Origin of the sequence: Sulfuricurvum sp., assembly GCF_041651515.1 — a bacterium.
GTDB lineage: Bacteria > Campylobacterota > Campylobacteria > Campylobacterales > Sulfurimonadaceae > Sulfuricurvum.
On record NZ_JBAZJF010000006.1, the window covers coordinates 84014 to 110880 of the forward strand.

Consider the following 26867-nt stretch of genomic DNA (forward strand, 5'->3'; position numbering starts at 1 on the left):
TTTTCCCTTATCCTTCAATCAGTGTTGCTGACGGTTCATAAAAGTAGTACCCTTGCGACGCATCAATCCCTATCTCTTTTACCCATGCGTAAATCTCTTCATCCGCAACAAATTCCGCTACGGTATTAATCCCCATTTCAAAGGCAAAATCGCGAATATGTTGAACGAAAATTCTCGCATTCCGGTCATGGGGAAGATTTTTGATAAGGCTACCGTCAATTTTCAACGTATCGATATTAAGCTTAAGTAAATGGTCAAAATTTGAATACCCCGAACCGAAATCATCGATAGCAAAGTGGCATCCTATCGATTTGAAGCGATCCACAAAAGCACTTACTTCGGTATAGTTATCGATCCCTTCACTCTCTAAAATTTCAAAAATAACCGCATGACCCATTGCGTGTTTCAAAATATTTGCCTCAATATAATCAGCCAACTCGGTATTGAGCAAATCCTCGGTAGAGAGATTAACACTGACGGGAATGGTGCTGTTTTTGAACCGTTCTATGGTTTTTTCAACCATGATTCTGGTGAGTTGTCCATACAATCTCGTTTTTTTGGCAATCGCTAAAAAAGAGTACGGACCGATAACGCTCCCATCTTTATCGATAAGACGGATAAGCGCTTCGTACTTAACGATTTGAGCCGTTTTGTTATCCACAATAGGCTGAAAATAGGGGACGATACGGGATTCTTCAATGGCCTCTTTGATCCGTTTGTACCAAGCAATGTTATTCTCTTGATCTCGTCTGGATGGAGTACTCCCGTACATTTGGATACTTTGATGCTCATACTTGGCCTGTTTCAGTGCGACCGTAGCCTGTTCAAGAATCCGATCAGAATGCGCCGCCATTCCCACCGTAATCGTCAACTCAATTTCGATCTCCTCGACAACAAATACTTCTTTAGCGCTCATTCCAATAAGCTGCTCCAAAATTTCTCTGCATCGGTCAATATCATTCCACCCGCTAAACAGAAGGACATATTCATCGCTCCCCAATTTATATAATGATAGCCCTTTATGCGCTAGGATTACACGGGACAACCAGTGCGCATATCCGGCCAATACCCCATCTCCGATCGTTATACCGTAGACTTCGTTAATGTCACTGAAACGGTCAATATTGATGATCGCTAAAACGACATCGGAGTTCAGCGAGAGAGAATCTACAAGGGAGACTCGGTTCGGAAGAGAGGTAATAGGATCGGTAGTAAGGTGATATTCCAGTTGCTCACGCTGAGTGAATGCTCTAATGGCAAATCCTATATCTCCCGCCAGCTCTTCAAGCATCGCAATCTCTTTAGGGTCAAAACCCTCAGAACGGAGCATATATAACCCAAGAACACCGGTAGGTTTTTCATGAACGCTGGGGCGTAGAGGGAGGGCTATAAACGATCCGTACCCTCCAAGTTCGGCAATAAAGTGCCATGGAGCCGTAGAGGTAAGTCGTTCCAAATGATCAATGGCTACACTTTCACTGTGGACAAATGCTCTCAAAACAGGATCGGTTGCATTCGTATTCACACCATACCCCATCACGGTACCTACCCTCAAATATCGGGTCGAATCGGCCGAAAAAGCTTGTACCTCTATCCTCCCTTCCTTTTCCAGCGCAAGCCAGCACAGGGCATATCCGGGATGTTCTGAAAGACGGTTGACACTTTTGGCAATCAGTTCTTGAACCCCTTTAGCTGAGATCAACAGCTGGTTTATATCGGTAACAGTACGGAGAATACCGTCCAAATATCGCGTCTCATCCAATGCTTCTTGAAGATTCGATTGTTGAGAACGCATTGCGCTAAACGATTCACTAAGGGTACGGTCCAGTTCAGAAAACTCATGAATAAAATAGGTTTCATTCCGGGAACTTCCCTCTTGAGCATGCCGAGTCACCCGCTCCAGCGGCTGCACTAAATATCGTCGAGCTATCGCAAACACCATCATGCTTAAAAAGCCGAGTATTAAGAAAATCCCCACACCATAAAAGAGTGCAATCTGATTCAAGCGACCAAATACGTAGCCCTCATCAATCTTCACCAATATCTGAGCATGTTGATTCACATCCCCTTTAAAATAATGAAATTCACTCCGAAACTTCACGCAATGATTCCTACTCAACCCCTCTTCCATTTGCGATACAGGAAGATACTCATTGTAGTGAACTAAATTTCCTCTGAGGGAGCGGGACGAGGAGATATCAATGCGCCGCCCATCCTTCGAAAGCGATACTTCTTCAATCTCGTCATTGATCACAACTATGCGGTCGAGAATGGCCTGAGCATCCTCGGGATGGGGACTTTGAAGTGCTTTTTTAAGTTCTTCCTCCAAATGGAAAAAACTTTGATTCAGTCCATCGGCAACGGTACGGAGCATCACGGAACGTTCTAAAAAATAAAACCCTCCGGACAGTACAGTAATGATAAATCCAAAGAGAAAAAGTGCAATAAGAGCAATTTTGCTGATTCTCACGGTAAAACCCTATCCGTAGAAATACCCTGTTTTTCCAACTGGTGCATAATGCTTCGATCCACGGAACGGTTAAGCCACTCTATTTGTTCGGTTGTCTCCATAAATTCATCATACGTTTCTCCCTCCAAATAACCACGAACCGTTTCATAATACTCTTTCGGGTCGGAATAAAAATTTTCCAGAGCACGATCAAAAATCGTTTTTAAATTTTGATACTCTTCTTCCCGTCCCACAATAGAACGCTCATCCATGTAAAGAGCATCAATCACAAAAAAAGAGTGCATAGTCTGCGTTGAAGCTACTGTGACAAACCCTTTTGCCCTTAGCTCTGATACATACGGTGCGTAAGAAATAAGAATCACTGGTTCACCCGACAACTTAACTTCTGTAATCGATTTTTGAGAGATGTTTGTGAGGATAAAGTGTGTTTTGTCGAGTCCATTTTCACGGATAAATGCATTGAAAAAGTCCTCATTCAATGATCCCATTTCCAAATATACCCGAATCGGTTCATCCGAAATTTTCAGGGCTTCTAAAGAGCGATTGGAAAGGATTGCATCCGCCCCCGCAGAACGATCGATCAAAAAAACCGGTTTAATATGACTATGCTCTTTAAAACGGAGAAGTTCGTATTGGGTTGCGGTAAACCCTTGCGTAAAGCCCCGTTCATACAACCGCCCATTTTCACTTAAATCCACAAGCCACATAAACCGAAAAGGTGTCTTATCAAGCCACCCTTTCTCCTGGGCATAAATAAATGGGGTAAATCCCACCCACGGGTTACTGGATATCCGTATTTGACCTTGATCCGAACGGGAAAGATAATAAAAAAATCCCAAGGAAATAAGCATCATAGCGATGATAATAATCCAAACGACCCGAGCGCTTTTCATCTTAACTACCTCTTTAGGGTTTAGCTAAACCATTGTAACAAAAAACACCTCTTTTAACGCAATTTCTTCCAAAAGCTCCCATGTCATGGTACAATACTGCACTTTTTTATATGAGGTTTCATGCGATTATTTGTATTTTTTTTATCGTTGTCCATCTCCCTTTTTGGGATCGAAGCCTTCAACGGAAAAACCTCCCTTATCCTTCTGGACTCACCTTCGGGTGTTATTGCTATCGGAGATAAAAACATCAGTGTTCTAGCCCATCCAAGTGACCCTACACGAGGTATAGCATTTATTCCTATCGATTATTATGCACCCTCAAGCGAACAAAACATCACATGGATTGCACCGGGCAAAACAACGGTACTCCCGCTAAGTATCCTTCCCGCACCTTATCCTACCGAGACCCTCAGTGTTGACCCGTCCAAAGTGACCCCACCCCCGGAAGCGCAAGAGCGAATCGCACGTGAAAGAGCTGAAGCCAACGCTATTTATGCTCATTTCACCCCTATTCGTTACTGGAACAAGCCCTTTATCCGTCCGATCGAATCGATTACCACCAGCGCCTACGGATCAGCACGCACCTACAACGGCTCATTAAAAAGTTACCATGGTGGAATCGATTTTCGTGCCCTTACCCCTACCGAAATTTTGGCCTCCAATGACGGTATCGTTGTACTGGCACACGATCGGTATTACTCCGGAGGAACTATCATTATCGACCATGGAGAAGGGCTCTATACTTGCTATTTCCACCTGAGCCAATTCAATGTCAGAGTAGGAGACAAGGTAACACAAGGCCAAAACATTGCTCTTAGCGGCGCAAGCGGACGGATCACAGGACCTCATCTTCATTTTGGCGTTATGGTTTATGGTATTCAAGCGGACCCTCTCAACCTCATCACCCAAATCAATGCGCTCTTTGATACCCAAAAAGAGATGCTTTGAAACGACTGCTCACCCTCAGCACATTGCTGATAGCGCACCTTTATGGTTTCTCTACAACGAATATCCAATATCTGTATGGAAAGTTTGAAGGTCCCACCTTTCTAGATACCCAAAGCGGCGCCAAACACACTATTACCGTTGAGCATTATCGTACATGGGATTACGGCGATCTTTTTGCCTTTTCCGATTACACTTACGCACCTAGAGGGTTACAGTTTACCAATGAGAAAAATGATCTTTACGGTGAATTTTCACCCCGCCTAAGTCTCAATAAGCTTACCGGTACGTCACGATCGGAGGGCTTTGTAAAAGAGTGGTATAGCGCATTTCAATACAACGGATCCAATACGTACCACGCGTGGCTATATGGAATAGGGAGCGATCTGAATATCCCCGGTTTTAGTGTATTCGGACTCAACCTTTACCGAAAAGTCCAAAATATCGGAGAAGATACCTATCAACTCTCGACTAATTATTATGTGCCGCTGAGTGAGCGATGGCATTTTGAAGGGTTTATTGATTGGACTGCCATAGATTTTTTGAGCCAAAATCAGCTTTTATTCAATCTATCTTCTTCAATAGGAATACATACAGGAAAATTAGAGGTGGGGAGTGAAGTGCATACCTACCGTGAAAACATCTACCATCAAAACAACACCGTTTTTCAGGCGATGATCAAATACGTTTGGTGAATTACTCTTTTTTCATCGCGACCCAAATAAAGCCGCCCAAACTAATACCTACAAAAACGGCTAAAAATCCTACTTGAAACCAATCCGCTCCACTCACTGTCTGTCCTTTTATCGTCCGATTTCATCCAAACGAAACTAATTTGGCAAAAGAATACTCCAACTAAGTTAACGATTTTTCTTTTAGCTGTCCGCATGCCGCACTAATATCGAGCCCTTTGGAATCACGGATCGTACAAAGCACCCCGTGGTTCACGAGATACTCTTGAAATTTGACCATATCTTCGCGGCTTGGACGTTGGTAATCGCTTCCCGGATAGGGGTTAAAATAGATCAAATTCACTTTTGCTTTTATCCCGTGCAAAAGTTTCACCAACTTTTTAGCCGAAACCAAATCGTCATTTTTGTTCTTGATAACAAGATATTCGAACATCACCCGTTTACGGGTATCGATCGGGAACCGCTTTACCGCGTCGATAATAGAGGCTATATTGTAGGCTTTATTCATCGGAATCAGTTCGGTACGAAGTTCATCGTCGACGGCATGAAGGCTGATCGCGATATGAACCCCCAAGTCCATCTCTCCGAGTTTATCGATTTTACTGCTCAATCCGCTGGTAGAAACGGTTTGCCGTTTCCCAGAAATACTCAACCCCTCTTCATCTTTGAAAATCGTAATCGCCTTGGCCAAATTATCCAAGTTATCCAAAGGCTCACCCATCCCCATATAGACGATGTTAAGGCGGCGGTGGGCAGCAAGATTGTTATCCATCTTCACGGCCAAAACCTGAGCCACAATCTCTCCGGCACTCAGATCACGGGTAAAGCCCCCTTTAGCCGTCAGACAAAACGAACATCCCACTTTGCAACCTACCTGTGTCGAAACACAGACGGTAAACCGTGCTTCGTGCTCGATATTCCCCTCTTCATCGATGCTTTCATCTTTCATCTTTAGCCACACCGTCTCGACCGTTTTACCATCACTCAACTCGAATAGGTATTTGATCGTCCCATCGGTTGAACACTCTTTACGAGCGATTTTGAGCGGCATAATCTCATATTCATTCGCCAGCTCTTCACGCATTGCTTTAGGGAGGTTTTGCATAGTTTCAAAAGAGGTCGCATATTGGTGATAAATCCATCCCCAAATTTGTTTGGCACGAAATGACGGTTTCACCATGGAGGCAAGCTCCACTTTGGTGTAATCGAGGATGCACTTTTTAGCCACGAATTAACCCTTTTTCTTTGAGATGTTCACGTAACAGCACTTTGGCAAATCCGTGGTTAGCAATAAAATCGCGGTGGGCATTCGTATCACAGTAATTGGTGATGCAAAAAACGCCCCCCGCTGGGATACCAAAAACCTGTGCCACTCGCATAACACTAAAAAACTCCATGTTTTCAATCCCCATCCCCAGCGCTCTCATTTGCTCCATCGCCCGCTCTGACGTTGTAATGTAGTTCGAGGAGTTCACGATAACATCTTTGATCGCTTCCGTTTGTGCAGAAATGACATTATCAATCGGTGTATAGGCACTTTTATCCAAAAATCCTAACTCGATGTTAGCCGCCGTTTTAGACTCGATAAGATCATTAATTTTGTGTTCGCCGTAACTTCCCGCACTTCCAATAAAGAGAAGAAATTCGGGTTTGCTGACTAAGCAGTGGCGCGTAAGATTAATCGTACTGTCAATTAATCCGACCCCTATCGGTGTAGCAAAATCAAATGTTTCATTGTTTCCGGCACATAAAATCATAAGCGTACCGGAATTCCATTACTGCTGAGATAACGTTTGAGATCCATAATATCAATCTCCTTGTAATGAAAAATACTCGCCGCCAATGCCGCATCCGCACCGTGCTCAAACGCCTCTTTGATATGTTCCATCGTTCCGGCACCGCCGCTGGCGATTACGGGAACATTCACGGCATGGCTAATCTGCTCGGTGATGGAGAGATCAAACCCGGCTTTGGTTCCATCCGCGTCCATCGACGTTAAAAGAATCTCACCCGCACCACGATCCACAACCTCTTTGGCCCATTCGAGAGCATTAATTCCCGTATCGATACGACCTCCGTTCAGATAGACATTGTATTGATCACCGGTACGCTTCACATCAATCGCGACGACGATACACTGGCTTCCGAACCGTTTTGCACCCTCATTGATAAATTCGGGACGTTTGATCGCAGAGGAGTTGACACTCACTTTATCGCATCCTACAGCCAAAAGCCGATAAATATCATCAAGTTTACGGATACCGCCACCGACAGTGAGAGGGATAAAAACCTCTTTGGCAACCTGCTCTACAATATGAACGATGGTATCACGCTCTTCATGGGACGCGGTAATATCGAGAAATGTCAGCTCATCGGCACCCTCTTCATTGTAGCGTTTAGCCACTTCGACAGGGTCTCCCGCATCTTTAAGCCCCACGAAGTTAACACCCTTAACAACGCGCCCGTCTTTTACATCCAAACAGGGAATTATCCGTTTTGCAAAATAGTTATTATCCATTTAAAACCTTGCATGCAATCATTGCGAAAGTATATCCCCCATTACCAAAAGTAACGATAAAGTAAATAAGTTGTCTAACTTCATTCAAAAAGCTTATAAACGTTTTGTTTTGTGATTTAATAGGGAATTAACACTTTATCAGGTACAATCAGAGCAATGCAAAAAGACCGTACCGCGATCGCCAAGAAAAAATTTGGCCAGAATTTTTTAAAAGATGAAGCTGTTTTAGCACAAATCATCCAATCGATGCCCGATACGCCGAACCGTATCGCTGAAATCGGGCCTGGATTAGGTGATTTAACTAAGTATTTAGTTGATGTCAAGAGTGTTACCGCTTTTGAGGTCGATACCGACTTGTGCAAGCATTTAAAGCACCAATTTGCCGATGCCATCGCTACCGAAGCTCTGACTCTCCGTTGCGGAGATGTGTTAGAGCATTGGAAGAGTGAGCTTTTGGATGAACCGTACGATTTAGTGGCAAATCTGCCCTATTACATCGCAACGAATATCATCCTCAAAGCCCTCGCCGATCCGGCGTGCAAAAATCTGCTTGTCATGATTCAGCGTGAAGTAGCGGAAAAGTTTTCTGCTGCTCCCAACGAGAGAGCTTTCGGAGCACTCAGCGTCATAGCGCAAAGTGTAGGGGATGTGAGCATCGTCCTGCATGTTCCGCCCAGTGCGTTTGAGCCTGCTCCGAAAGTCGATTCTGCCGTACTGCTCATTTCAAAACGGTCGAATCGTAATGATGAAGGGTTTGAAGAATTTTTACGGAGTGCCTTTACACAGCCTCGTAAAACCCTCCACAAAAATCTCACCTCACGCTATGGGGTTGCAGAGATCGAAAGTGCTTTCAGCACCCTCGAACTCGAACGAACCCTACGACCTCATCAGCTAAGCACCTTGGACTTTCACCGGCTCTACTCTATTTTAAAATAGCCATATTTTGGCTTTAGCAAGAGCATTACGATATTTATAAAAATCGCACGCTGTGCTCGACCATGGGCACCGTGCATCCAAAGGAACTCCTTATGACAGATGAAAAAACTGAACCACAAACAACACAAACTCCGGATGGAACCGCTCCTCGGCGCCCTAATAATCGCAGACCTTTTCGCAGCCGCCCTCCACGTACCGAGCGTCCTGAAGGGGAAGCAGCCGTAGCAGGCGAAGGGCAAAGCGCTCAGGCAGATCGTCCTCGTAATGACAATCGTCCGCCACGCAACGATAACCGTCCGCCACGCACTGACAATCGTCCGCCGCGCGAGAATAGAACACCTAATGAAAATCGTCCGCCACGGACAGACAATCGCCCACCACGCACGGAACGTCCCGAAGGTGAAGCCGGTGCAGCTGCTGATGCACGTCCTGGCCGTGATCGCGGTCGCGGCGGACGTCGCGGTGCTCCAAGTGCACCGATTGACAGTAATCTTCGAGATTTTGTTATTCAAAATCAAGAGGCACATAAAAACCGCCTCAATCCTCACTACAAACTCAATTTAGACAGTAATGAGAAAATTCGTATTACTCCACTTGGAGGACTTGGAGAGATCGGCGGAAATATCACCGTCATCGAAACCGAGAATGAAGCAATCATTATCGATATCGGTATGAGTTTTCCGGATGAAGAGATGCACGGTGTCGATATTCTCGTACCTGATTTCACCTATTTACGCGAAATCCGCAAAAAAATCGTCGCCGTTATCATTACCCATGCCCACGAAGACCACATCGGCGGTGTACCGTATTTCTTCAAAGAGATGCAATTTCCGATCTATGGAACGCCTCTTCCCCTTGCAATGATCGGGAATAAATTCGACGAACACCATATGCGTGATTTCCGCCGTTACTTCAATCCGATTGTTAAACGTATCCCTTATAAAATCGGTAACGATTTCGAAATTGAATGGATGCACATGACCCACTCAATCATCGATTCATCGTCATTGGCAATCACAACCAAAGCAGGAACGATTATCCATACCGGTGACTTTAAAATCGATTTTACTCCGGTGGATGGCTATACAGCCGATATTCATCGTCTTGCCCATTACGGGGAAAAAGGGGTTTTGTGTCTCCTCAGCGACTCAACGAACTCGTATAACAAAGAGTGGACCCCAAGTGAGCTTTCAGTTGCTCCTGGCTTTGACCGTATTTTTGCCAAAGCAGAAGGTCGCGTCATCATGTCTACGTTCAGCTCCAATATTCACCGTGTTTATCAGGCAATATTAACGGGATTAAAATACAACCGTAAGGTGTGTGTTATCGGCCGTTCAATGGAACGTAACCTTGAAGTATGTATGCAATACGATTACATCAAGCTCCCCAAAAATATCTTCATTGATGCGGAAGAAGCAAACCGTATGAGCGATAAAGATGTTCTCATCGTTACTACCGGAAGCCAAGGGGAACCAAGCTCAGCCCTTTTCCGTATGGCAATCGGAGAACACCGTCACATCAAGATCAAACCGACCGATTTGATCGTTCTCTCCGCCCGTGCAATTCCGGGAAATGAAGGATCCATCTCCGGTATGCTCAATTACCTCCAACGTGCCGGTGCCCGTGTTGCCAACGACCGAGATATCCACGTATCAGGGCATGGAAGCTTGGAAGAGCAAAAATTAATGCTTCGCCTCACCAATCCTAAATTCTTCCTTCCGGTACACGGTGAATACAACCATATCATGAAACACCGCGATACCGCGATTACCTGTGGTGTTCCTGAACGCAATATCCTCCTGATGAGCGACGGAGATTGTATTGAAGTCGGAACAAAATTCATGCGTAAAGCCAAAACCGTTAAAACCGGAAAAACGTATATTGACAATCAAAACAATCACCAAATCGAAGACGATATCGTTATCGATCGCCAAAAAATGGCATCTGAGGGGATGGTTATGCTCGTGGCTCAAGTCAGTGCCGCCGAGTCTCGACTTCTCTCCAAACCGCTTGTTACCAGCTTCGGTATCGTAGCTGACCGTCATGATAAAGCATTTGCACAAGAGATGGAAGATGTATTAGAGCATTTCCTTATCAACCTCAAACCTGGGCTTATTGAAAATCCTAAAGCGCTGGAAAATGACCTACGCCAAGTAGTACGTAAACACATCTATCGCAAAATGAAAAAATATCCCCTTATCGTCCCTCACGTTTTTGTTATGTAAGGTGTGCTTCGCACACCTTACTCTCCGTTTTTAAACTCTTCTTCGCTATACTCTCTCAAACTTTAATAAAGAATACCCAATGAACGTAACCTTACAGCACTATACCCCTCTTGTTATCTGCTCCGATGCTATCCGCACCTGCTGGCAAAGCTTTGATAAAAGCGATAACGGCGGCGAAAAAGACCGTGAGCTCATTGACCGTGTGGGCAATAAGTTCAAGCATGCTTCAACATTAGAACACATTATTTATAATTTCTATATCGAAGGAGTTAGCCGTGCCCTCTTACAAGAGCTTGCACGCCATAGAATGGCAAGTCTCTCAGTAAAAAGTACCCGATATACCCTTAAAGAGCTAAAAGACGAAGCCCCTTTTAGCTTGGATGATAAAGCAAGAGCGGAAAAATATTTGGTATATACCGATGTTTTGATCATTGATGAAATGAGCATTCGCGCTCTCGAAAATCTCCGCACCGTTCTGGTTGAGGGGATCAGTAATGATCGCGCTAAATACTGTCTTCCGGAAAGCTATAAGACCGAACTTACCTGGAGTATCAATGCTAGAAGTCTGCAAAACTTTATTTCTCTGCGAAGCGATAAAGCTGCTCTTTGGGAAATCAGAGATTTAGCCCATTTGCTCTACCAAACTCTTCCCGAAGAGCACCAATATCTATTCGAAAATTCACTCAAAGGAGAGCACTCATGAAAAAAGCTCTACTATTTACCACGTTACTCGCAACCCTTGCACTTACCGTCACAGGATGCAGCCAAAAACGGCTTGTTGTTAATGGAATGGTCTGCCCTGAAGGGCATACAGATGAACTCGTTAAAAACGATTTTAGAGAGTGTCGCTATTACGATTTAGCAGCTGCAGAAAAAGCGTCAAAAGCACCGATAACCATTGAATGCCAAAAATGTTTGGAAAGCAAAGGGTATAAAATCGAGCAGTAAAAAATTATTCCTTCGGGAATAGTAAAAAGTTTATTGATGGAAAGAGTGCTTGAAAAAAGAAGAAAGAGAATTCTGCCTCAAAAGAGGCAAGCATCAGTGCCTTAACGGCAAGCGTAGCTTTAGGGGCTTTGCTCCTGAAGCGTTTAGAAGAATTATAATGCTGCTTTAGCTTGAACAGTAAGAGCAGTGAAAGCTGCTGCATCATTCATAGCGAAATCAGCAAGGATTTTGCGATCAAGTTCGATGTTAGCACGTTTAAGTCCGTTCATGAATACTGAATAGCTCATTCCGTTTAGGCGACATGCCGCATTAATACGGATAATCCACAATTTACGGAATTCACGTTTTTTCTGCTTACGGTCACGAAACGCGTATACGAGTGAGCGCTCGAGTTGCTCTTTCGCTTTACGGAAATGTTTGTGGCGTGCACTGTAGAAACCACGTGCGAGTTTCAATACTTTTTTATGACGTCTGCGTCTTACGACACCAGTTTTTACTCTTGGCATTTTTTTCCTTTCTTGACCCGGTTCACTTCAAATATAAATGACGGGGTGCCGCTTTGCGGACTTGCCCAGCATTATGCTGGAGGGTAAGTAGATATTAGTCTACGATCATCTTTTTGATGGCTTTAACGTCTACATTAGCAACCACTTTTGGTGCGTTTTGCCCACGACGAGTTGCTGCATCTTGTTTTGTCAAAATATGGCTGCGGAATGCGCTACCACGTTTGATGGTGCCGTTTTTCTTCACTTTGAAGCGTTTTACCGCCCCTTTAACCGATTTCATTTTTGGCATCGACTTGATCCTTTCGCAATAATTCTCTAAAAGAGGGGCGAATTATACCACAAAAAAGCTTTTATACTTTATTTAAATTACTGATTTTACACCTTCTTTAATCTCAAATAATTCTAGAAATAACCAGTCTAATGGCTGTGTACAGTAAATATTTTGTAGGTTAGTAATATACTGTGATAGTTTATCAAGGTTTATATAAGCCCTAATTCTGCAAGTACGGGTCGCATACCGCTAGTTAACTCAATGAGTTCTTGATAGAGTGTACCCTCTGCTTTGTCTTCCAAAAGCCACTCTTCGATGTGTTTTACTGATTCTGCCTTATCTTTATCACTTAAATGATCAGATTTTTCAATAGCCTCTTTGATCTTTTCTAAATGTGACTGATCTTTGTGTGAACTCATAATTGATTCCTGATAGTTATTAGATTTGTCTTTACAAGACATCGTAATCATTATATCAACGAGATCTTGAATTGCAATTAGGTCTTGCATTTGTGTATTAAATCGGATATCTTTATACACGATAGGCAGAGTGTTGTTTAGTTGGGACATACTCTTAACATCTTAACTAAAAATATAAATTAACATTAATTATACTTTATAGTTATATAATAATAAATATACATCGATGTATTAACCTAAGTATGAAGGATACCCAATGAAAAAAGCTCTTACCCTCGTAATGATTCTTGGTCTTGTTTCTGTATTTGCTACTGAAACTGTACAGCCTGCTCCTGTTCCTCCAACAAAAGTTGAAAAAACTGTTGTTAAAGTTGAAAAAGTAGAGAAAAAAGCAGAAGGCCAAGTTAAAAAAGAAGCAAAAAGAGATGCAAACAAAATGTAATCTTGGCAGTAGCCTAAGCTACTGCTTCTTCAGATGCACGGTGTTAATGAGATTGCATCCATTTTAGGACACTCGACACCGCAGATGCTGTTTGAACGTTATACGAGAAATATATCAGCTGAGAGAAAACCGTTTAATAAATCGATTGATATTTATGGCTATGGCACTATAGTGTCACTGATGATTTTTTAAGTCGCTGAAAGTACGGCAAATAGGGGATTATATGGCGGACAGCTAGGGGTTCGAACCCTAGATAGGTTTCCCTATACACGCGTTCCAGGCGTGCGCCTTCGACCACTCGGCCAGCTGTCCAGATTTAAGAAAGAATGAAATTGTACCAAAGCTAGCTTAAGGACACCCCTAATAGCCTCGGTGATTAGTAGGAGGCTTTCTTGCCTTCTCACCATTCCATCGATTACTAATCGATTTAAGCCAGATAAGAAAAATTATTGCCAATATTAATACAGCGCATGCTTCATATCCTATCGCCCAAATAATAAAAAATGACGCCAAATCAAATTGTAAAAAATATTCATAACTCGCTTTCGCAACAAATAAAAATAGAAACATTAGCCCTAAAAGATATGGGAGGGTAATGATATAAATGGATAAAGCCACCCCTTCATATCCTTGCGGTGAAATAACATAATCACGATAATCAAATGATTGATTGAAAAAATCATCTTCTTGTTTACGACGGGATTTTAGATTTTCGCGCTGATAATTTTGTGCACTTTCACGTGAGTCATTATTAATCAACGATGATCGAAAAGCTTCATTTTTTTTCAATTCCATGATCTGCCTCTATCAGTAAGGATCACTAATTATAACGTGTTTAAATGAGATAATAGCGTCAAATCGTTACAACACTCTTAATCGCTATAGTATAATAGTAAATTAATTATAGCAGCAAGGGTTATCATGTCTCCCGAAAAACGATTCTTTCCTATCAGCGATGATTTTCGCTCCCCTTATGCCCGTGACCGTGACCGTATTATCCATTCAGGAAGCTTTCGTCGTCTCGAATATAAAACACAGGTTTTTTTAAATTCCCAAGGAGATTTTTTCCGTACACGACTCACCCATAGTATAGAAGTTAGTCAAATCGCCCGCTCCATCAGTTCCCATTTGGGGCTGCAAGAATCATTAGCTGAATCCATAGCGCTTTCGCATGATTTGGGGCATACCCCTTTTGGACACATCGGCGGGGATACATTAGATGAGTGCTTAAAGCAACGGGGATTTATCCACGGATTTGAACACAATTTCCAAAGCTTTCGTGTCGTAACCCTCTTAGAACAGCGTTATAAAGCTTTTTTAGGACTTAACCTGACCTATGCAACACTCGAAGGGATTTTAAAACACTCTTATCCGTATAACAAATCTTTTTTACCCTCGGTTATACGTAATGATTTTGCACTTGACACCCATCCAAGTATCGAGGCGATGATTGTTGATCGTGCCGATGAAATTGCGTATATAAGTCATGATATCGATGACGGTGTTGCAGCCGGGCTCATCACATTCGACACATTGCGTTCCAGTGAACTGATCCAGACTATCTTACAAAAAGTATACGATGAGGGGATACATGAGCATGAAGACGAGATGTTTCGATACCGCTTTAGCTCCCATCTTATCAATCATCTTGTTTACTCTTTGTTGGAAGATTCACGCGACAAAATCGATAACAGCCGTGTTTTAGCCTCCGTTATCCCCTCTTCCGAGCCTATTCCCATCGGCTTTTCCGCAGAGCTCGAAACGCAGATCAAAAAACTTAAAAAGATTTTATTCCAAGAACTCTATCAGCACAAACACATTGCCCGCAAGATGTTTTCCGGCAAACAGGCGGTTATTGGACTTTTTAATGCGCTGATGGAAGACCCGAAAATGTTGCCCCGCTATTATGTTGAACAACTGGGTACGCGTAACAAACATCGCGTGGTCAGTGACTATATCGCGAGTATGTCGGATCGTTATGCGATGAAGCTTTATAATGAATTGTATGGGAGAGAGGGATAAAAGAAAAGCTTTTTAAAGATGCTCCGTAGAGCAGAGCTTTACGAGGAAGCTTGTAACCTCTTATTATAGCCTCACTAATCTAACTTCATCATCATTACAGACAGATTGCCATTATAGCAAAACCGAGTGAGATGGGGGCTATAACGCCAAACTAACAATTTGTTCCACTGTCGCTTTTAACTGCGGAATCTTTTCACGTATGACTCTCTCTATGATCGCTAAATTTACCCCGTCGTAATCATGAGCGATAAAGACACGAATATCATATATCCCTTTAATGTCATTTCCTCAAAATGGTGAAGCAGCTCTTCATTGCAACACTTTTTGAGCTTATGAAACTGCTCGGCAATGGCAACCAATAGCATTAATAATGCGGGTTGTCCTTCAAAATCACCCAATGCGCGAGTAATTGCACCGTGCCGCGCAATGATCGCCTCTATATCCTCGATTTTGTCGATAATAGTTTGGAAGCGGATGATCGCTTCATCATTAAACATAGATGGTCTTTTTGAGGATATGCTCACCGCTACGCCCTCGTAAACCTGTCTTATCCGCAAGATCGACGGCACATGCAAAATGGTGTGATATCTCTTCACGTAGTTCTTGCAAGATACTAAACGCTCTAAGAGGATCAGTATGTTGAACAAACAAAGGGGTTGTTTCAATCAAAATATCGATATCACTATTTTCCTGCGCTTCATCTCTGGCAAATGATCCAAAAATTCCGTGAATAACGATTCCATCTTTCTCATGATTTGGTTTGATGGTACGAAGATAATCTAAAACAGCTTCTTTAGTAATCATTTTTAACCCTTAGGTTTATGCTAAGCACATTATAGCAAATGTTCATAATAAGAACTTGCTACACCCGAGTGAGAGAAAAGATATAATACCACTATGAATAAAATAGCAATTATCGGTGGCGGTGCAAGTGGGCTTATGGCGGCACTCTTTGCAGCACGATCCGGCGCGGACGTAACCATTTATGAACACAACTCCGGTGTCGGAAAAAAAATATTGGCCTCCGGCAACGGACGATGCAATATCATTAATACAACATCCTCTGCCGACGATTACTCAGGGGCTGATCCGCAGTTTGTTACGTATGCACTCAAGCAACTGGGTTTTAACTATTTTCAGAAATTCTGCCTTTCCATAGGACTGGTGTTAGATATCAAGGAGGACGGGAGATGTTATCCCCTCTCGAATGAAGCCAAATCGGTACTGATCGCGCTCAAAAGTGCGGTGAGTAAAGCAGGGGTAAAAATCCTCATCGATACACAAGTAACGACTATCTCAAAAATAGAGAACCGTTTTATCGTCGAAACCTCCTCAGATAAAAACCTTTTTAACAAAGTACTTATTGCGACAGGTTCTGAAGCAGCTCCCCAACTGGGAGCTACAGCAGACGGCTATAATTTTGCAAAGAGCTTCGGACACGAAATTATGCCAACCTACCCCGCACTTGTCCAACTTCATCTTAACTCCAAAAATCACCACAAAATGGCAGGGGTCAAGACGACTGCCGAAGTAACTCTCATCATCGACGGCAAATCCAAAGAAAAAGTCCAAGGGGACATCCTATTTGCTTCATACGGGATTTCAGGACTCGCTATCCTTGACATCAGCCAGAGGGCTTCTAACGCCCTTTTCAACAAACAACGTGTTAGTATAACCCTCAATCTTCTCCCACGCTATGATAGAGCGAGCCTTGCCAATATAATTGAGAAACTGTTAGTTTCCGTCCCTCATCATGATCTCCATACGGCACTTTGTGGACTAATCCCTGCAAAAATAGCCACCTATCTTCTCGAAGATGCCACTATTTCCCCCTCAGCTATCGTATCCACTCTAAACCCCAAAGAGATCAAAAAACTGATCCACCTGATCGGTGAATGGAAATTCGAGGTCTCTGACACACACGGATTCAAACATGCCGAAGTAAGTGGAGGTGGTATCAGTACGGCACAGATCAATCATAAAACAATGGAATCAAAACGTGTAAATGGGCTTTATTTTGCGGGCGAAGTATTGGACATCGTCGGACGTCGCGGCGGATATAACTTTAATTTTGCATGGGCTAGCGGAATGATCGCAGGTAAAGAGATGGCGAAATAGTTTTACAGGAGATGAATCATCGGGTCAAGCCCGATAATGAAGAAGATATGTTACTTTTTGCCTGCGTAACGTTTACGGTCAGTTGGATCCAACCATTTTTTACGGATACGAATAGTAAGAGGAGTTACTTCGAGAAGTTCATCATCTTCGATCCACTCTAGAGCACGCTCAAGGTTCATATCACGTGGCGGGATAAGCTTGATCGCTTCATCCGCTCCGGATGAACGGACGTTTGATTGGGCTTTTCCTTTGATCGGGTTAACATCAAGGTCGTTGGTACGACTGTGCTCGCCTACGATCATCCCTTTGTATACTTTGGTTTGTGGATTGACGAACAATACACCACGCTCCTGCAAGTTTGCAAGGGAGAATGCCAAGGTAACACCGTCTTCCATAGAAGTCAATGCTCCGTACTGACGGCTCTCTACGCCACTCGCAGTGTATGGACGGAACTCCAAGAAAGAGTGATTCATAACACCCTCACCCTTGGTTTCTGTCAAAAATTGTCCACGGAAACCAATCAATCCACGTGCAGGGATAACGAACTCTACGCGAGTAAAGCCCTCACCCATCGGTACCATCGCTGTCATTTCCGCTTTACGGCGGCCAAGACGCTCAATGATACTTCCTGCAAACTCTTGAGGAAGGTCAACTACGAGGTGCTCGAATGGCTCACATTTGACCCCTTCGATTTCACGTATGATAACTTCCGGACGTCCGATACCAAACTCGAACCCCTCACGACGCATATTTTCAGCAAGAATCGTAATTTGAAGCTCTCCACGTCCTGAAACTTGGAATTTACCCTCACCGATTACTTCACAACGCATTGCAACATTGGTGTTCATCTCTGCTTCTAAACGCTCACGGATTTTGTTTGACGTGATATGTTTCCCTTCTTGACCTGCAAGGGGAGAATCATTAACGGAGAAGAATACGTTCAACGTAGGCTCTTCAACGTGCATCGGATCAAGCGGCATAGGATTGTTAGGATCACAGATAGTGTCCCCAACGTCTACAGTTTCAATACCGGCAAGTGCAACGATATCACCCGCTTCAGCCGTTTGGATCTCGGTACGATTAAGACCCATAAATCCGATAAGTTTAGAGATTTTACCCTTAACCATCTCACCGTCAGCTTTTGCAAGGAGGATATTATCCCCTTTTGAAATGCGTCCGTTGAAGATACGAGCAATACCGATTTTACCAACATAATTATCGTAGTCCAATGTGAAAACTTGTAATTGTGTTGGGTTCTCAGAATCACCAGTAGGCTCAGGCACTTTTTCTAAGATAGTGTTGAACAAACAAGTGAAGTCACCATCAGGGTCAGTCATGTTAAGTTTTGCCATACCATCACGAGCTGCTGCATAGATGATTGGGAAATCGAGTTGATCTTCCGTTGCGTCCATTGCAACGAATAGGTCGAATACTTCGTCTACTACGCGCTCAGGATCTGCTGATGGTTTGTCGATTTTGTTGATAACAACGATTGGCTTGAGTCCAAGAGCCAACATTTTTTTAACAACAAATTTGGTTTGAGGCATAACCCCTTCATACGCGTCAACAAGGATCAAGGCCCCGTCAACCATTTTCAATACACGCTCAACTTCTCCGCCGAAATCGGCGTGGCCCGGAGTATCAATAACGTTAATTTTGTGATCGCCGTAGCGAATCGCAGTATTTTTAGAAAGAATGGTAATCCCGCGCTCTTTTTCTAGGGCGTTAGAGTCCATAGCTCTCTCGTTGACTTGCTCGTGGCTGCCATACGTTCCGGATTGCTTGAGCAATCCGTCGACTAAAGTGGTTTTACCGTGGTCAACGTGCGCGATGACGGCGATGTTACGAATTTTTTGCACTGAATATCCTTGTAGGTAGGCAATGATTTTCGCGAATTATACCTTTTTTTATTTTAAGGATGGTTTAAGCCATATCTATTTGTTACATTTAGGTTACCTCTACTTATGGAATACCTTTTGCTTATTAGTGTTATTAATCTTGAATCGTGCCCTATAAGGATCATCCGATGATCGTACAACCAACTAAAGAGACCAAAACACAAGCCTCTCTTATAGCATTGCTCGGCGGTACTCAAAAAAACAATACTGCCAAAAGTACCGATACATTTTCTAAACTTCTGCTGTCAATGGCTGAAGGACTCAAAATAAATAAAAGTACCCTGCAAACAGAAATAACCAATACGAACAACACAAAAACTATTGCCTCTAAATCAGTCACACCAAAAACCGATACGTCTAAAACGTTTAATGCCCTCATTGATCCAAAACAATCTCAAGAACTCTCTTCCCTTCAGCAGCTTCTTTCGGGTGATACTCAGCCTCAGACAAACGCACAAGAGAGTACTTTAATTCCAAAAACGCTTCTCGATACGCTCAGTAGCGATCAGGTTCGCGCGATGATCAGCCGCGCCAAAGATTACCTAAAAAATGAGATCACTTCCAAAGCACCTGAATACAAAGCTGATCCAAAATCTCTTCCAAAAACGTTAATGGGATTGGTACAACTTGCCGATAAAATGGGTCTAAATCCCCAAAGCATTACCCTTTCAACTCTTTTCACAAAGCCTAGTGAACAAACAAATTTCACCCCGGCACTTCTCTCTCAACCGCTACTTGACACGAAACTTTTAAGTTCTGCTGCGAAAACCCTTCCTGCACCCCCTTTTGAAGCGATTGTTCAACTTTTGAGTGATGTAAAAAGCAATACACCTAAAACCGAGTCCAAAAATACCGTACTTAAACCCGAACCGCAAAATAATACAGTCAATACAGTCAATACAGTCAATACAGAATTAAAAAATAATCTCTCTAAAATAGAGTCCAAAGAGACTATACTTAAACCCGAGGTAACGGGTGAATCCCTCAAAAAGAATCCCGACATAAAACAACCGCTCTCTGTCCTCCTTCAATCTTTAAACAAACCTATCGAAGGATCATCCATTGATACGGTATCCCAAACATCGCTATCTAAACCTGCAGAATTAAAAGTATCGCTTTCTCCTAAAACCGAAGGGATTGCAACACTACTGCAAGGGGAAAAAAAAGAAGAGCTAAAAACGGCCCCAAGCAGTAAAACCGAAGCAGATATTCCTACAACGTTCCAAGCACCCAAAGCTGACGCGCTTGAAGTAAAAACCAAAGAAGCCGTGCAAAGTATGCGCTACTTTGCAAGCGATCTTAAAGAAGCCGTAGATAGCTATAAACCCCCATTTACCCGTTTATCTATGACGCTTAATCCTGAAAAGCTAGGGGAAGTCGAAGTAACGCTTGTCCAGCGCGGCAATAACGTTCATGTCAATATCCAGTCAAATAACGCAAGCAGTGTCGCATTTTTGGCACACAATGCAACGGAACTCAAAGTCCAATTGGCCAATCAGGGAATTACCAATGCGACAATGAATTTTATGTCTGGAGGCGACGGACAAAATCAACAACAAGGGCAGCAGCAACAACAGCAGCAAAATCGATTTCGTGCGTATGAGTCGCTTAAAGATATCGAGCTTAACGGTGAGCAATTAAGTGCTCTTGAAATCATCATTCCGCATTACGCGTAAACCCAAAACTAGGAGATTATTATGGCAATCGATGCATATGGCAATACGCTAACAACGTCCACAGCTGCAACAGCAACAAATACAAGTTCAGGTACAACTACGGTTACAAATCCAAATGGAGTTTTAGGTAAAGACGACTTTTTAAAACTTCTTATGCTGGAGCTTAAAAATCAAGACCCTACCTCCCCAATGGACTCTGAAAAAATTCTTTCTCAGACCTCTCAACTGGCAACACTGGAAGCATCAACCAATACAACTACTGCGCTCACAACATTAGCCTCTTCACTAACGACATCGGCGCAATTCACTGGTATATCCGCTATTGGTAAAATTGCCGATACGGGAAGTAATGCTATCACACTGACGAACGGCTCTAGCACAAGCTTTCAACTCTATTTGCCCAGTGCAGCGACAAGCGGAAATGTCCAAATTATGGATGTAAACGGCAAAGTTCTCAAAACCATGCCGATCGGTGCCACCAATGCCGGTGTAGCCCAATACAGCTGGGACGGTACCGATGATACCGGTGCAACTCTAAAAGCGGGAACATATTACGCCGGACTAAGCTACACCAAAACAGACGGCACGGCAGCTACAACGCGGGTTGGACTGTATCCTATTCAGTCCATTAAGTTTGATAGCGGGAAAACCTATGCCAATCTTGCAGGCAATTATGTTGACTTTAGTACGATTAAAGAAATTTCTGGAGGCTGATTATGACGCAAGGATATTATGCAGGGATCTCAGGACTGGTCAGCAATCAAGCTGGGATGGATGTTATTTCGAATAATTTGGCCAATGTATCGACGACTGCCTACAAAAGCTCAACGGCAGAATTTTCCGACCTTTTGAGCCAAGTAGTCGCGGGGGGAAATACGCCAACCTCTAATGATATTGGCCTTGGTTCAAAATTACAGGCTACCAGTACTCAATTTACTCAAGGCTCATTTATCCAAGGTGATCGATTTAACGATCTTGCACTGGGAGGAAATGGATGGTTTGGTGTCGTCGGCAAAAACCAAACCTCTTATACTCGAGATGGTAGTTTTTCATTTGATACGTCTCAACAAGTAAGTGGCGATGTTAATTCCTCCTCTGCTCGTTTAGTAACGGCGGATGGGCAATACGTTACCGGTACGATGCTTACCAATTTTACGTACAAAAAAACCTTTGATTATGGGGATAAAACGACGAATGGTGCCACCGGTGCCTATGTCATTAACAATCCGACCAATAATGTTTCATTAGCGGGAATCGGCAGCCAAGGGCCCTTAGAATTTCCGACACGACTGGCCTATCCGGTCACACCGACAACCCAGACCCATTTTACCGGTAATCTCGGTATTGCCAGTGGTACACGTACCATCAGTGCTGACGTCATTAGTGCAAACAACAACACGAATCGACTTAAATTGGCATTTACCAAAAGTGCGGTCCAGCCAACAGACGGAGTTGCATGGGATGTTGTCGCCACCGTGACATCCAATGACGGCAGTAAAACGTACGATACCAAAAATGGTCAAGCGATTTTTGGTGCGTCCGGAGCACTTAGCAGTTTTAATATCTCTTCGGTAAACAATGACGGCACACCCGTTTCCATAGATTTAGGGACAAATTACAGCGGTGTTATCTCTACCGATGGCGTTGCCGTGAGCGGATCTTCAACCTCAGACGGTGTATCCGGCGGAACACTGACCAAATACGGAATCAATTCTGACGGTATCATTATGGCTGATTTTTCCAATGGGCAGCAAAGTGCTATCGGTCGTGTTGCCGTATACCATTTCCAAAATGACCAAGGATTAAACAATACTGGCGGAACCTACTATACCGAAGGTGCCAACAGCGGCAAAGCTACTTTTTGGACAGACAAAACAGGCAATGCCATTACGGGAGCAACTGTCCAAAGCGGCTATTTAGAAGGGTCAAATGTCAATATGGCTGCGGGATTAACGGATATGATTATATCGCAACGGGCATATCAAGCGAACTCAAAAACCATTACTACCGTAGATCAGATGATACAAAAAGCATTGCAAATGCACCGATAATTTTTGGTACAAATTTTGCTTGTATATTTTACTTTAAGTGATACAAAGGACATATTATGATGAAGGCTCTCGACTCCGGCGTCACCGGTTTGCAATCGCATCAGATTGCTATGGACGTCGAATCCAACAATATCGCCAATGTCAACACGATCGGGTTTAAATACTCCCGTGCCAACTTTTCGGATCTGTTAGCACAGACCAATCAAATTGCAACAGCTCCTCAAGGGCAGCTGGGCGGTAAAAATGCGGTTCAAATCGGATTGGGGACAACGATCAATTCCGTCACCAAAATCATGTCTCAAGGTTCAATCCAAAATACCGACAAAAATACCGACGTAGCCATTCAAGGGGACGGATTTTTCATCGTCTCTCCGGATGCGGGTAATACCTACAAATATAGTCGCTCCGGTGATTTTAAATTTGATGCTGCCGGTAACTTCGTTGATAACAACGGATTCATCGTACAAGGGTGGTCACGAGATCCAAAAACCGGTCTTGTCGATTCCACCGCACCGATCAGCAACATCCAAATTCCCCCAGGACTGACGACACCGGCTCAAGCGAGTACAGAAGTTTCCGTTAAAGCCAATTTAAGCGCGAGTACTCTTATCACCCAATATTCCCCTACCTATGAAACAAATTCGGCGGGGGCTTTTGTCAATACCAATGGGATGCCTGCGGCACCTGAAGACATGGGAGTTATGTTTGACGCAAGCGGTCAAGCATTTTCTCTGGCCTCTGCCACAAGTCCACTGGCAACATCAAAAGGTGGAGACGGTATTTTTATAAGTACGGACGGCGGTGTAACCTATGCTGAGTTCCGTTATACCAACAACAGTGCTATGGTTAGTCCAACAGGTACAGGGGTTGGAGGGGTGGTTGCGACCCCTCCAGCTCAATCCAATGGTGCTCCTTCAACGGACGCCAATGTCTATTATTTTAACTCTACAAAAGATTTTCAACTTGCTATTGCCGATTGGACCACGGCCAATGCGGCCAATCCTGGAAAATCTGTAGGGGCTACAGTCAATTACAATCCCCAAGGAAAGCTCCAAATCTCTAATGCTGCAGGAGCCTCCGCGCTCAGCATCAATGTTGCCGGGATTAGTGATGTTAATACCGTTAAAAACGATGTTTTTACTTCTAACTTTCTGACCCTTTCGGGAAATATTGCAATAGGATCAACATCCGCAAAACAATCGCAAGCGGTTAATGCGGCGACCCACTCTGCGAGTATCGACGTATTTGACTCATTAGGGAGTAAACATACCTTAAAAATGGATTTTCGAAAACAATCGAGCAATCCAACAACGGGAACAAGCTGGAGTTACACCGTCAGTGTTCCTAAGCCTGCAGATATCGGAGGCGTTGCCCCCTATCAGAATATTCTCAATCCGGCCGGAGTTATCAGCTTTAATACTACGGGTGCACTCTCTGGATATAACATCCCCGCAATCGATTTTACCGGAAACAATGGTTCGAAACCGAATCAATCGATTAATTTAAATTTCGGTACGATGAACGGATTTGACGGGATTACCAGTTTTGACAACCCATCAGGTACCAGCGGTATCTCTCAGGATGGTTTCCCCGGTGGAGATTTGCAAGGGGTTCGAATCGATCAAAGCGGTACCCTTGTCGGTTCATTCTCTAACGGACGTTCATTTGGTTTAGCACAAATCGGGATGGCAAAATTTGCCAATAATGAAGGTCTTACCAGCGATGGAGGCAACGTTTATCTCCAATCTGCCAACTCCGGTGATCCGATCATCGGTACCGCGGCAACGGCAGGACGTGGATTTATGCAAGCTTCCGCACTGGAAGGTTCCAACGTCGATTTGTCAAAATCGCTTACCAATCTCATCGTTATCCAACGTGGATATCAGGCCAATGCAAAAACCATTACCACTGCGGATCAACTGCTCCAAACCTTGTTAGGTATTAAACAATAATTTTTATCTTCTAACTTTCTTTTCGCGCTTAATGCGCGGAGCCATCAATTTCTCTCTTAAACAACTTACAAAACGTTAAAAATGATTTGGATAATAGATAGTCCCATCAACGATTTAACGTTGATGGGACTTTAAAACTTAAGGAGTGGGAAATGAATGAAAAAAGTACCCTTGACTTGCTGCTGTCAGTCGGGATAAAAGAATTATGAAACAAATTAGTAAACCAACAGTAATATAGCTATAATTTCGTCATGCGATGGCGAACTATTAAAAAAAATAAACCCTCTTCTGTAACACCGAAAAGACAAATAAGCTATGCCCTCTTTTGGCCTAGAGCACTGGGATTTGTAACCGATATTTTTATGATCGGTCTACCTATATCCATCTTGATGATGATGGTATTCGGCCACGAGCAGATGCACTCGGCAACTGCTATGGATGTGATCGTCCACAGCGATAAAGCGCGTCTCAATCCCCCCAATCCGATCGCTTCCATCACCCAAATAACCCTTTTTCTCTTTACTTATGTCTGGTTATGGCACCGCTGGGGTCAAACTCCGGGAAAAAAGCTTGCCCATATCCGTGTCGTGGATGCCACAACCCTTGAAAATGCCCCTTACTGGAAACTTATCTTGCGTTTTATCGGTTATTTTATCTCCCTAATTACCTTAGTCGGATTTTTTATCGGATTTTTTCGACGTGACAAACGGGCTTTACACGATCTCTTAAGCGGTACCGCCGTTATCCGTAACGACTAACGTGAGTGTTTTAATCTCCTTTTTCTATTTTTTCTATTTCGCCCTAATCGGGGTGCACATCATATTCGTCCCAAAAATTCTCTCTATGGTCGGATACGATCCGATTCACATCGGGATTATTTTTGCTTCAGCCCCGCTCGTCCGATTCGCGGTTCCGTTTCTATTTTTAAAAGGATTTAGACTCGACCAACGGACATTTTTTACCGCCTTAGGGCTGATGGGGATCGGTGCAATAGGGTTTTATCCCGCTTTGGAGCATTTCTGGCCTCTTTTAGCGGTTAATATCCTCTTTGGAATCGGAATAGCCCTCATACTCCCTTATATCGAAGTTATTGCCCTAGAGCATATCGGCAAAGAGCGATACGGCCGAATCCGTTTGTTCGGATCGTTCGGATTTATCGCCGTTGCACTGGTATTGGTACGGTTCCTCTCCACCCCTCAAACCGGAATCGTTTTTTTAATCACTATGGCGATACTTACCATCGTATTCGGATCTCTGATCGGAAAACAACAACACCGCGTTAGCTCTTCTGAATGCAATGCAAACGAGGAGCCGTGCCATTTTTCTATCCGTAAAGATACTCCGCTATGGATCGGATTTTTCCTAATGCAGGTAAGTTTCGGCCCTTTTTATAACTTTTTTACCATCTACGCTACCGACCACGGGGTATCGCTTGACACCACCGTATGGCTGTGGAGTTTTGGGGTTATCGCCGAAATCGTTATGTTTTATTTTCAGGGACCGCTTCTAAAAGGGAATTTGTTACGGATCCTTCAAATTACCGCTTTTATCACCGCTATCCGATGGCTTATCGTCGCACTTTTTCCCGATTCAACTCCCCTTTTGTTTGCGTCGCAAGTACTGCATGCCTTCAGTTTTGCCCTTTTCCACTCAGCATCCATTGCAACCCTTTTTCACCTCTACAAAATGCGTCGATTATCTCAGCAGTTTTTCTTTGGGATCTCGTATGGGTTAGGGGGGTTTATAGGGGCATTGGGATCGGGAGTACTGTATCAATACGCTCCGGCGTATCTTTTTGTGGGGGGAGCGGTTGCCGCTCTTGCAGCAGGGAGCGCATTTTATCTCTACAGTGCCAAAAATCGACGATCTTTAGCACACTAGCCGA

The 26867-nt window shown here is 43.6% G+C and carries 29 protein-coding genes and 1 tRNA gene; 16 read left to right on the forward strand and 14 right to left on the reverse strand.

What is annotated here, in order from left to right; all coding sequences use genetic code 11:
* Window positions 1-7 precede the first annotated feature (7 nt).
* On the reverse strand, window positions 8-2470 hold the full coding sequence (locus WC407_RS11390; protein WP_373022783.1) for an EAL domain-containing protein: 2463 nt from the start codon (window positions 2468-2470) through the stop codon (window positions 8-10).
* The gene (locus tag WC407_RS11395; protein WP_373022784.1) at window positions 2467-3363 is read right to left on the reverse strand and encodes a hypothetical protein; all 897 of its coding nucleotides are present in this window, start codon (window positions 3361-3363) and stop codon (window positions 2467-2469) included. The genes WC407_RS11390 and WC407_RS11395 overlap by 4 nt, the downstream gene beginning before the upstream one ends.
* Window positions 3364-3483: 120 nt before the next feature.
* Between WC407_RS11395 and WC407_RS11400 the strand changes: the two genes are divergently transcribed.
* Window positions 3484-4311, forward strand: a complete 828-nt coding sequence (locus WC407_RS11400; protein WP_373022785.1) for a M23 family metallopeptidase — start codon at window positions 3484-3486, stop codon at window positions 4309-4311.
* A complete protein-coding gene (locus WC407_RS11405; RefSeq protein WP_373022786.1) occupies window positions 4308-5003 on the forward strand; it encodes an outer membrane protein OmpK in 696 nt (231 codons plus the stop codon). Before WC407_RS11400 ends, WC407_RS11405 begins: the two co-directional genes overlap by 4 nt.
* Before the next feature lie 160 nt (window positions 5004-5163).
* Here WC407_RS11405 and rlmN read toward each other — a convergent pair whose 3' ends face one another.
* Genes rlmN through hisF form a run of 3 tightly spaced genes read right to left on the reverse strand, consistent with a single transcriptional unit; the run spans window position 5164 to window position 7518 of the window.
* Window positions 5164-6228 (reverse strand): 23S rRNA (adenine(2503)-C(2))-methyltransferase RlmN, encoded by a 1065-nt coding sequence (gene rlmN, locus WC407_RS11410; protein WP_373022787.1) that lies wholly within the window; start codon window positions 6226-6228, stop codon window positions 5164-5166.
* Window positions 6221-6757 (reverse strand): purine-nucleoside phosphorylase, encoded by a 537-nt coding sequence (locus WC407_RS11415; RefSeq protein WP_373022788.1) that lies wholly within the window; start codon window positions 6755-6757, stop codon window positions 6221-6223. The genes rlmN and WC407_RS11415 overlap by 8 nt, the downstream gene beginning before the upstream one ends.
* Entirely contained in the window at window positions 6754-7518 is a 765-nt protein-coding gene (hisF, locus tag WC407_RS11420) for an imidazole glycerol phosphate synthase subunit HisF (RefSeq protein ID WP_373022789.1), read from the reverse strand. The genes WC407_RS11415 and hisF overlap by 4 nt, the downstream gene beginning before the upstream one ends.
* Window positions 7519-7674: 156 nt before the next feature.
* On the opposite strand from hisF, the gene rsmA reads away from it, so the two are divergent.
* From rsmA to WC407_RS11440, 4 genes are all read left to right on the forward strand, one after another.
* On the forward strand, window positions 7675-8454 hold the full coding sequence (rsmA, locus tag WC407_RS11425) for a 16S rRNA (adenine(1518)-N(6)/adenine(1519)-N(6))-dimethyltransferase RsmA (RefSeq protein WP_373022790.1): 780 nt from the start codon (window positions 7675-7677) through the stop codon (window positions 8452-8454).
* Between the two features lie 92 nt (window positions 8455-8546).
* Window positions 8547-10679: an RNase J family beta-CASP ribonuclease gene (locus tag WC407_RS11430; RefSeq protein WP_373022791.1), complete on the forward strand. Its 2133-nt coding sequence runs from the start codon at window positions 8547-8549 to the stop codon at window positions 10677-10679.
* Window positions 10680-10758: 79 nt separating this feature from the next.
* Entirely contained in the window at window positions 10759-11382 is a 624-nt protein-coding gene (thyX, locus tag WC407_RS11435; protein ID WP_373022792.1) for an FAD-dependent thymidylate synthase, read from the forward strand.
* Window positions 11379-11627: a hypothetical protein gene (locus WC407_RS11440; protein WP_373022793.1), complete on the forward strand. Its 249-nt coding sequence runs from the start codon at window positions 11379-11381 to the stop codon at window positions 11625-11627. The genes thyX and WC407_RS11440 overlap by 4 nt, the downstream gene beginning before the upstream one ends.
* Window positions 11628-11779: 152 nt before the next feature.
* On the opposite strand, the gene rplT is transcribed toward WC407_RS11440, so the two are convergent.
* The 3 genes from rplT to WC407_RS11455 all read right to left on the reverse strand — a co-directional run bounded on the left by rplT (window position 11780) and on the right by WC407_RS11455 (window position 12973).
* Window positions 11780-12133, reverse strand: coding sequence for a 50S ribosomal protein L20 (gene rplT, locus WC407_RS11445; RefSeq protein WP_295052720.1), 354 nt, complete (start codon window positions 12131-12133; stop codon window positions 11780-11782).
* A 94-nt stretch (window positions 12134-12227) separates the two neighbouring features.
* Entirely contained in the window at window positions 12228-12422 is a 195-nt protein-coding gene (gene rpmI, locus WC407_RS11450; RefSeq protein WP_373022794.1) for a 50S ribosomal protein L35, read from the reverse strand.
* A 191-nt stretch (window positions 12423-12613) separates the two neighbouring features.
* Complete coding sequence (locus WC407_RS11455; protein WP_373022795.1) at window positions 12614-12973, reverse strand: hypothetical protein; 360 nt, start codon at window positions 12971-12973, stop codon at window positions 12614-12616.
* A 106-nt stretch (window positions 12974-13079) separates the two neighbouring features.
* Between WC407_RS11455 and WC407_RS11460 the strand changes: the two genes are divergently transcribed.
* Together WC407_RS11460 and WC407_RS11465 are read left to right on the forward strand one after the other, a co-directional pair.
* Window positions 13080-13265 carry a hypothetical protein gene (locus WC407_RS11460; protein ID WP_373022796.1) on the forward strand — a complete coding sequence of 62 codons (186 nt, stop codon included), beginning with the start codon at window positions 13080-13082 and terminating at the stop codon, window positions 13263-13265.
* A gap of 33 nt (window positions 13266-13298) precedes the next feature.
* Entirely contained in the window at window positions 13299-13457 is a 159-nt protein-coding gene (locus tag WC407_RS11465) for a hypothetical protein (protein ID WP_373022797.1), read from the forward strand.
* A 32-nt stretch (window positions 13458-13489) separates the two neighbouring features.
* Here the strand turns inward: WC407_RS11465 and WC407_RS11470 are convergent.
* Window positions 13490-13577 (reverse strand) — tRNA-Ser (locus WC407_RS11470).
* A gap of 48 nt (window positions 13578-13625) precedes the next feature.
* Window positions 13626-14060, reverse strand: a complete 435-nt coding sequence (locus WC407_RS11475; RefSeq protein ID WP_373022798.1) for a hypothetical protein — start codon at window positions 14058-14060, stop codon at window positions 13626-13628.
* A 126-nt stretch (window positions 14061-14186) separates the two neighbouring features.
* On the opposite strand from WC407_RS11475, the gene WC407_RS11480 reads away from it, so the two are divergent.
* Complete coding sequence (locus WC407_RS11480; RefSeq protein WP_373022799.1) at window positions 14187-15287, forward strand: deoxyguanosinetriphosphate triphosphohydrolase; 1101 nt, start codon at window positions 14187-14189, stop codon at window positions 15285-15287.
* Between the two features lie 138 nt (window positions 15288-15425).
* Here WC407_RS11480 and WC407_RS11485 read toward each other — a convergent pair whose 3' ends face one another.
* From WC407_RS11485 to WC407_RS11495, 3 genes are read right to left on the reverse strand one after another with little or no spacing between them, the layout of a single operon-like run.
* Window positions 15426-15566, reverse strand: coding sequence for a HepT-like ribonuclease domain-containing protein (locus tag WC407_RS11485; protein WP_373022855.1), 141 nt, complete (start codon window positions 15564-15566; stop codon window positions 15426-15428).
* A complete protein-coding gene (locus WC407_RS11490; protein WP_373022800.1) occupies window positions 15512-15784 on the reverse strand; it encodes a hypothetical protein in 273 nt (90 codons plus the stop codon). Before WC407_RS11490 ends, WC407_RS11485 begins: the two co-directional genes overlap by 55 nt.
* Window positions 15777-16091, reverse strand: a complete 315-nt coding sequence (locus WC407_RS11495) for a nucleotidyltransferase family protein (protein ID WP_373022801.1) — start codon at window positions 16089-16091, stop codon at window positions 15777-15779. The genes WC407_RS11490 and WC407_RS11495 overlap by 8 nt, the downstream gene beginning before the upstream one ends.
* A 93-nt stretch (window positions 16092-16184) precedes the next feature.
* Between WC407_RS11495 and WC407_RS11500 the strand changes: the two genes are divergently transcribed.
* On the forward strand, window positions 16185-17405 hold the full coding sequence (locus tag WC407_RS11500; RefSeq protein WP_373022802.1) for an NAD(P)/FAD-dependent oxidoreductase: 1221 nt from the start codon (window positions 16185-16187) through the stop codon (window positions 17403-17405).
* 50 nt (window positions 17406-17455) lie between these two features.
* Here WC407_RS11500 and typA read toward each other — a convergent pair whose 3' ends face one another.
* On the reverse strand, window positions 17456-19264 hold the full coding sequence (gene typA, locus WC407_RS11505; RefSeq protein WP_373022803.1) for a translational GTPase TypA: 1809 nt from the start codon (window positions 19262-19264) through the stop codon (window positions 17456-17458).
* A gap of 167 nt (window positions 19265-19431) precedes the next feature.
* On the opposite strand from typA, the gene WC407_RS11510 reads away from it, so the two are divergent.
* From WC407_RS11510 to WC407_RS11535, 6 genes are all read left to right on the forward strand, one after another.
* Complete coding sequence (locus WC407_RS11510) at window positions 19432-20979, forward strand: flagellar hook-length control protein FliK (RefSeq protein WP_373022804.1); 1548 nt, start codon at window positions 19432-19434, stop codon at window positions 20977-20979.
* A gap of 21 nt (window positions 20980-21000) precedes the next feature.
* A complete protein-coding gene (locus WC407_RS11515) occupies window positions 21001-21693 on the forward strand; it encodes a FlgD immunoglobulin-like domain containing protein (protein WP_373022805.1) in 693 nt (230 codons plus the stop codon).
* 2 nt (window positions 21694-21695) lie between these two features.
* The gene (locus WC407_RS11520; protein WP_373022806.1) at window positions 21696-23030 is read left to right on the forward strand and encodes a flagellar hook protein FlgE; all 1335 of its coding nucleotides are present in this window, start codon (window positions 21696-21698) and stop codon (window positions 23028-23030) included.
* Window positions 23031-23086: 56 nt separating this feature from the next.
* Window positions 23087-24982: a flagellar hook-basal body complex protein gene (locus tag WC407_RS11525; protein ID WP_373022807.1), complete on the forward strand. Its 1896-nt coding sequence runs from the start codon at window positions 23087-23089 to the stop codon at window positions 24980-24982.
* A 251-nt stretch (window positions 24983-25233) separates the two neighbouring features.
* Window positions 25234-25740 (forward strand): RDD family protein, encoded by a 507-nt coding sequence (locus WC407_RS11530; protein WP_373022808.1) that lies wholly within the window; start codon window positions 25234-25236, stop codon window positions 25738-25740.
* A 1-nt stretch (window position 25741) separates the two neighbouring features.
* The gene (locus tag WC407_RS11535; RefSeq protein WP_373022809.1) at window positions 25742-26863 is read left to right on the forward strand and encodes an MFS transporter; all 1122 of its coding nucleotides are present in this window, start codon (window positions 25742-25744) and stop codon (window positions 26861-26863) included.
* Window positions 26864-26867: the final 4 nt, after the last annotated feature.

What these genes read in the sequence shown, in the direction of transcription:
- WC407_RS11395 (WP_373022784.1), bottom strand. Translation starts at nt 3,363, where the DNA reads ATGAAAAGCGCTCGGGTCGTTTGGATTATTATCATCGCTATGATGCTT.
- WC407_RS11400 (WP_373022785.1), top strand. Translation starts at nt 3,484, where the DNA reads ATGCGATTATTTGTATTTTTTTTATCGTTGTCCATCTCCCTTTTTGGG.
- WC407_RS11415 (WP_373022788.1), bottom strand. Translation starts at nt 6,757, where the DNA reads ATGATTTTATGTGCCGGAAACAATGAAACATTTGATTTTGCTACACCG.
- hisF (WP_373022789.1), bottom strand. Translation starts at nt 7,518, where the DNA reads ATGGATAATAACTATTTTGCAAAACGGATAATTCCCTGTTTGGATGTA.
- rsmA (WP_373022790.1), top strand. Translation starts at nt 7,675, where the DNA reads ATGCAAAAAGACCGTACCGCGATCGCCAAGAAAAAATTTGGCCAGAAT.
- WC407_RS11430 (WP_373022791.1), top strand. Translation starts at nt 8,547, where the DNA reads ATGACAGATGAAAAAACTGAACCACAAACAACACAAACTCCGGATGGA.
- thyX (WP_373022792.1), top strand. Translation starts at nt 10,759, where the DNA reads ATGAACGTAACCTTACAGCACTATACCCCTCTTGTTATCTGCTCCGAT.
- WC407_RS11440 (WP_373022793.1), top strand. Translation starts at nt 11,379, where the DNA reads ATGAAAAAAGCTCTACTATTTACCACGTTACTCGCAACCCTTGCACTT.
- rplT (WP_295052720.1), bottom strand. Translation starts at nt 12,133, where the DNA reads ATGCCAAGAGTAAAAACTGGTGTCGTAAGACGCAGACGTCATAAAAAA.
- rpmI (WP_373022794.1), bottom strand. Translation starts at nt 12,422, where the DNA reads ATGCCAAAAATGAAATCGGTTAAAGGGGCGGTAAAACGCTTCAAAGTG.
- WC407_RS11455 (WP_373022795.1), bottom strand. Translation starts at nt 12,973, where the DNA reads ATGTCCCAACTAAACAACACTCTGCCTATCGTGTATAAAGATATCCGA.
- WC407_RS11460 (WP_373022796.1), top strand. Translation starts at nt 13,080, where the DNA reads ATGAAAAAAGCTCTTACCCTCGTAATGATTCTTGGTCTTGTTTCTGTA.
- WC407_RS11465 (WP_373022797.1), top strand. Translation starts at nt 13,299, where the DNA reads ATGCACGGTGTTAATGAGATTGCATCCATTTTAGGACACTCGACACCG.
- WC407_RS11475 (WP_373022798.1), bottom strand. Translation starts at nt 14,060, where the DNA reads ATGGAATTGAAAAAAAATGAAGCTTTTCGATCATCGTTGATTAATAAT.
- WC407_RS11480 (WP_373022799.1), top strand. Translation starts at nt 14,187, where the DNA reads ATGTCTCCCGAAAAACGATTCTTTCCTATCAGCGATGATTTTCGCTCC.
- WC407_RS11490 (WP_373022800.1), bottom strand. Translation starts at nt 15,784, where the DNA reads ATGTTTAATGATGAAGCGATCATCCGCTTCCAAACTATTATCGACAAA.
- WC407_RS11495 (WP_373022801.1), bottom strand. Translation starts at nt 16,091, where the DNA reads ATGATTACTAAAGAAGCTGTTTTAGATTATCTTCGTACCATCAAACCA.
- WC407_RS11500 (WP_373022802.1), top strand. Translation starts at nt 16,185, where the DNA reads ATGAATAAAATAGCAATTATCGGTGGCGGTGCAAGTGGGCTTATGGCG.
- WC407_RS11510 (WP_373022804.1), top strand. Translation starts at nt 19,432, where the DNA reads ATGATCGTACAACCAACTAAAGAGACCAAAACACAAGCCTCTCTTATA.
- WC407_RS11515 (WP_373022805.1), top strand. Translation starts at nt 21,001, where the DNA reads ATGGCAATCGATGCATATGGCAATACGCTAACAACGTCCACAGCTGCA.
- WC407_RS11520 (WP_373022806.1), top strand. Translation starts at nt 21,696, where the DNA reads ATGACGCAAGGATATTATGCAGGGATCTCAGGACTGGTCAGCAATCAA.
- WC407_RS11525 (WP_373022807.1), top strand. Translation starts at nt 23,087, where the DNA reads ATGATGAAGGCTCTCGACTCCGGCGTCACCGGTTTGCAATCGCATCAG.
- WC407_RS11530 (WP_373022808.1), top strand. Translation starts at nt 25,234, where the DNA reads ATGCGATGGCGAACTATTAAAAAAAATAAACCCTCTTCTGTAACACCG.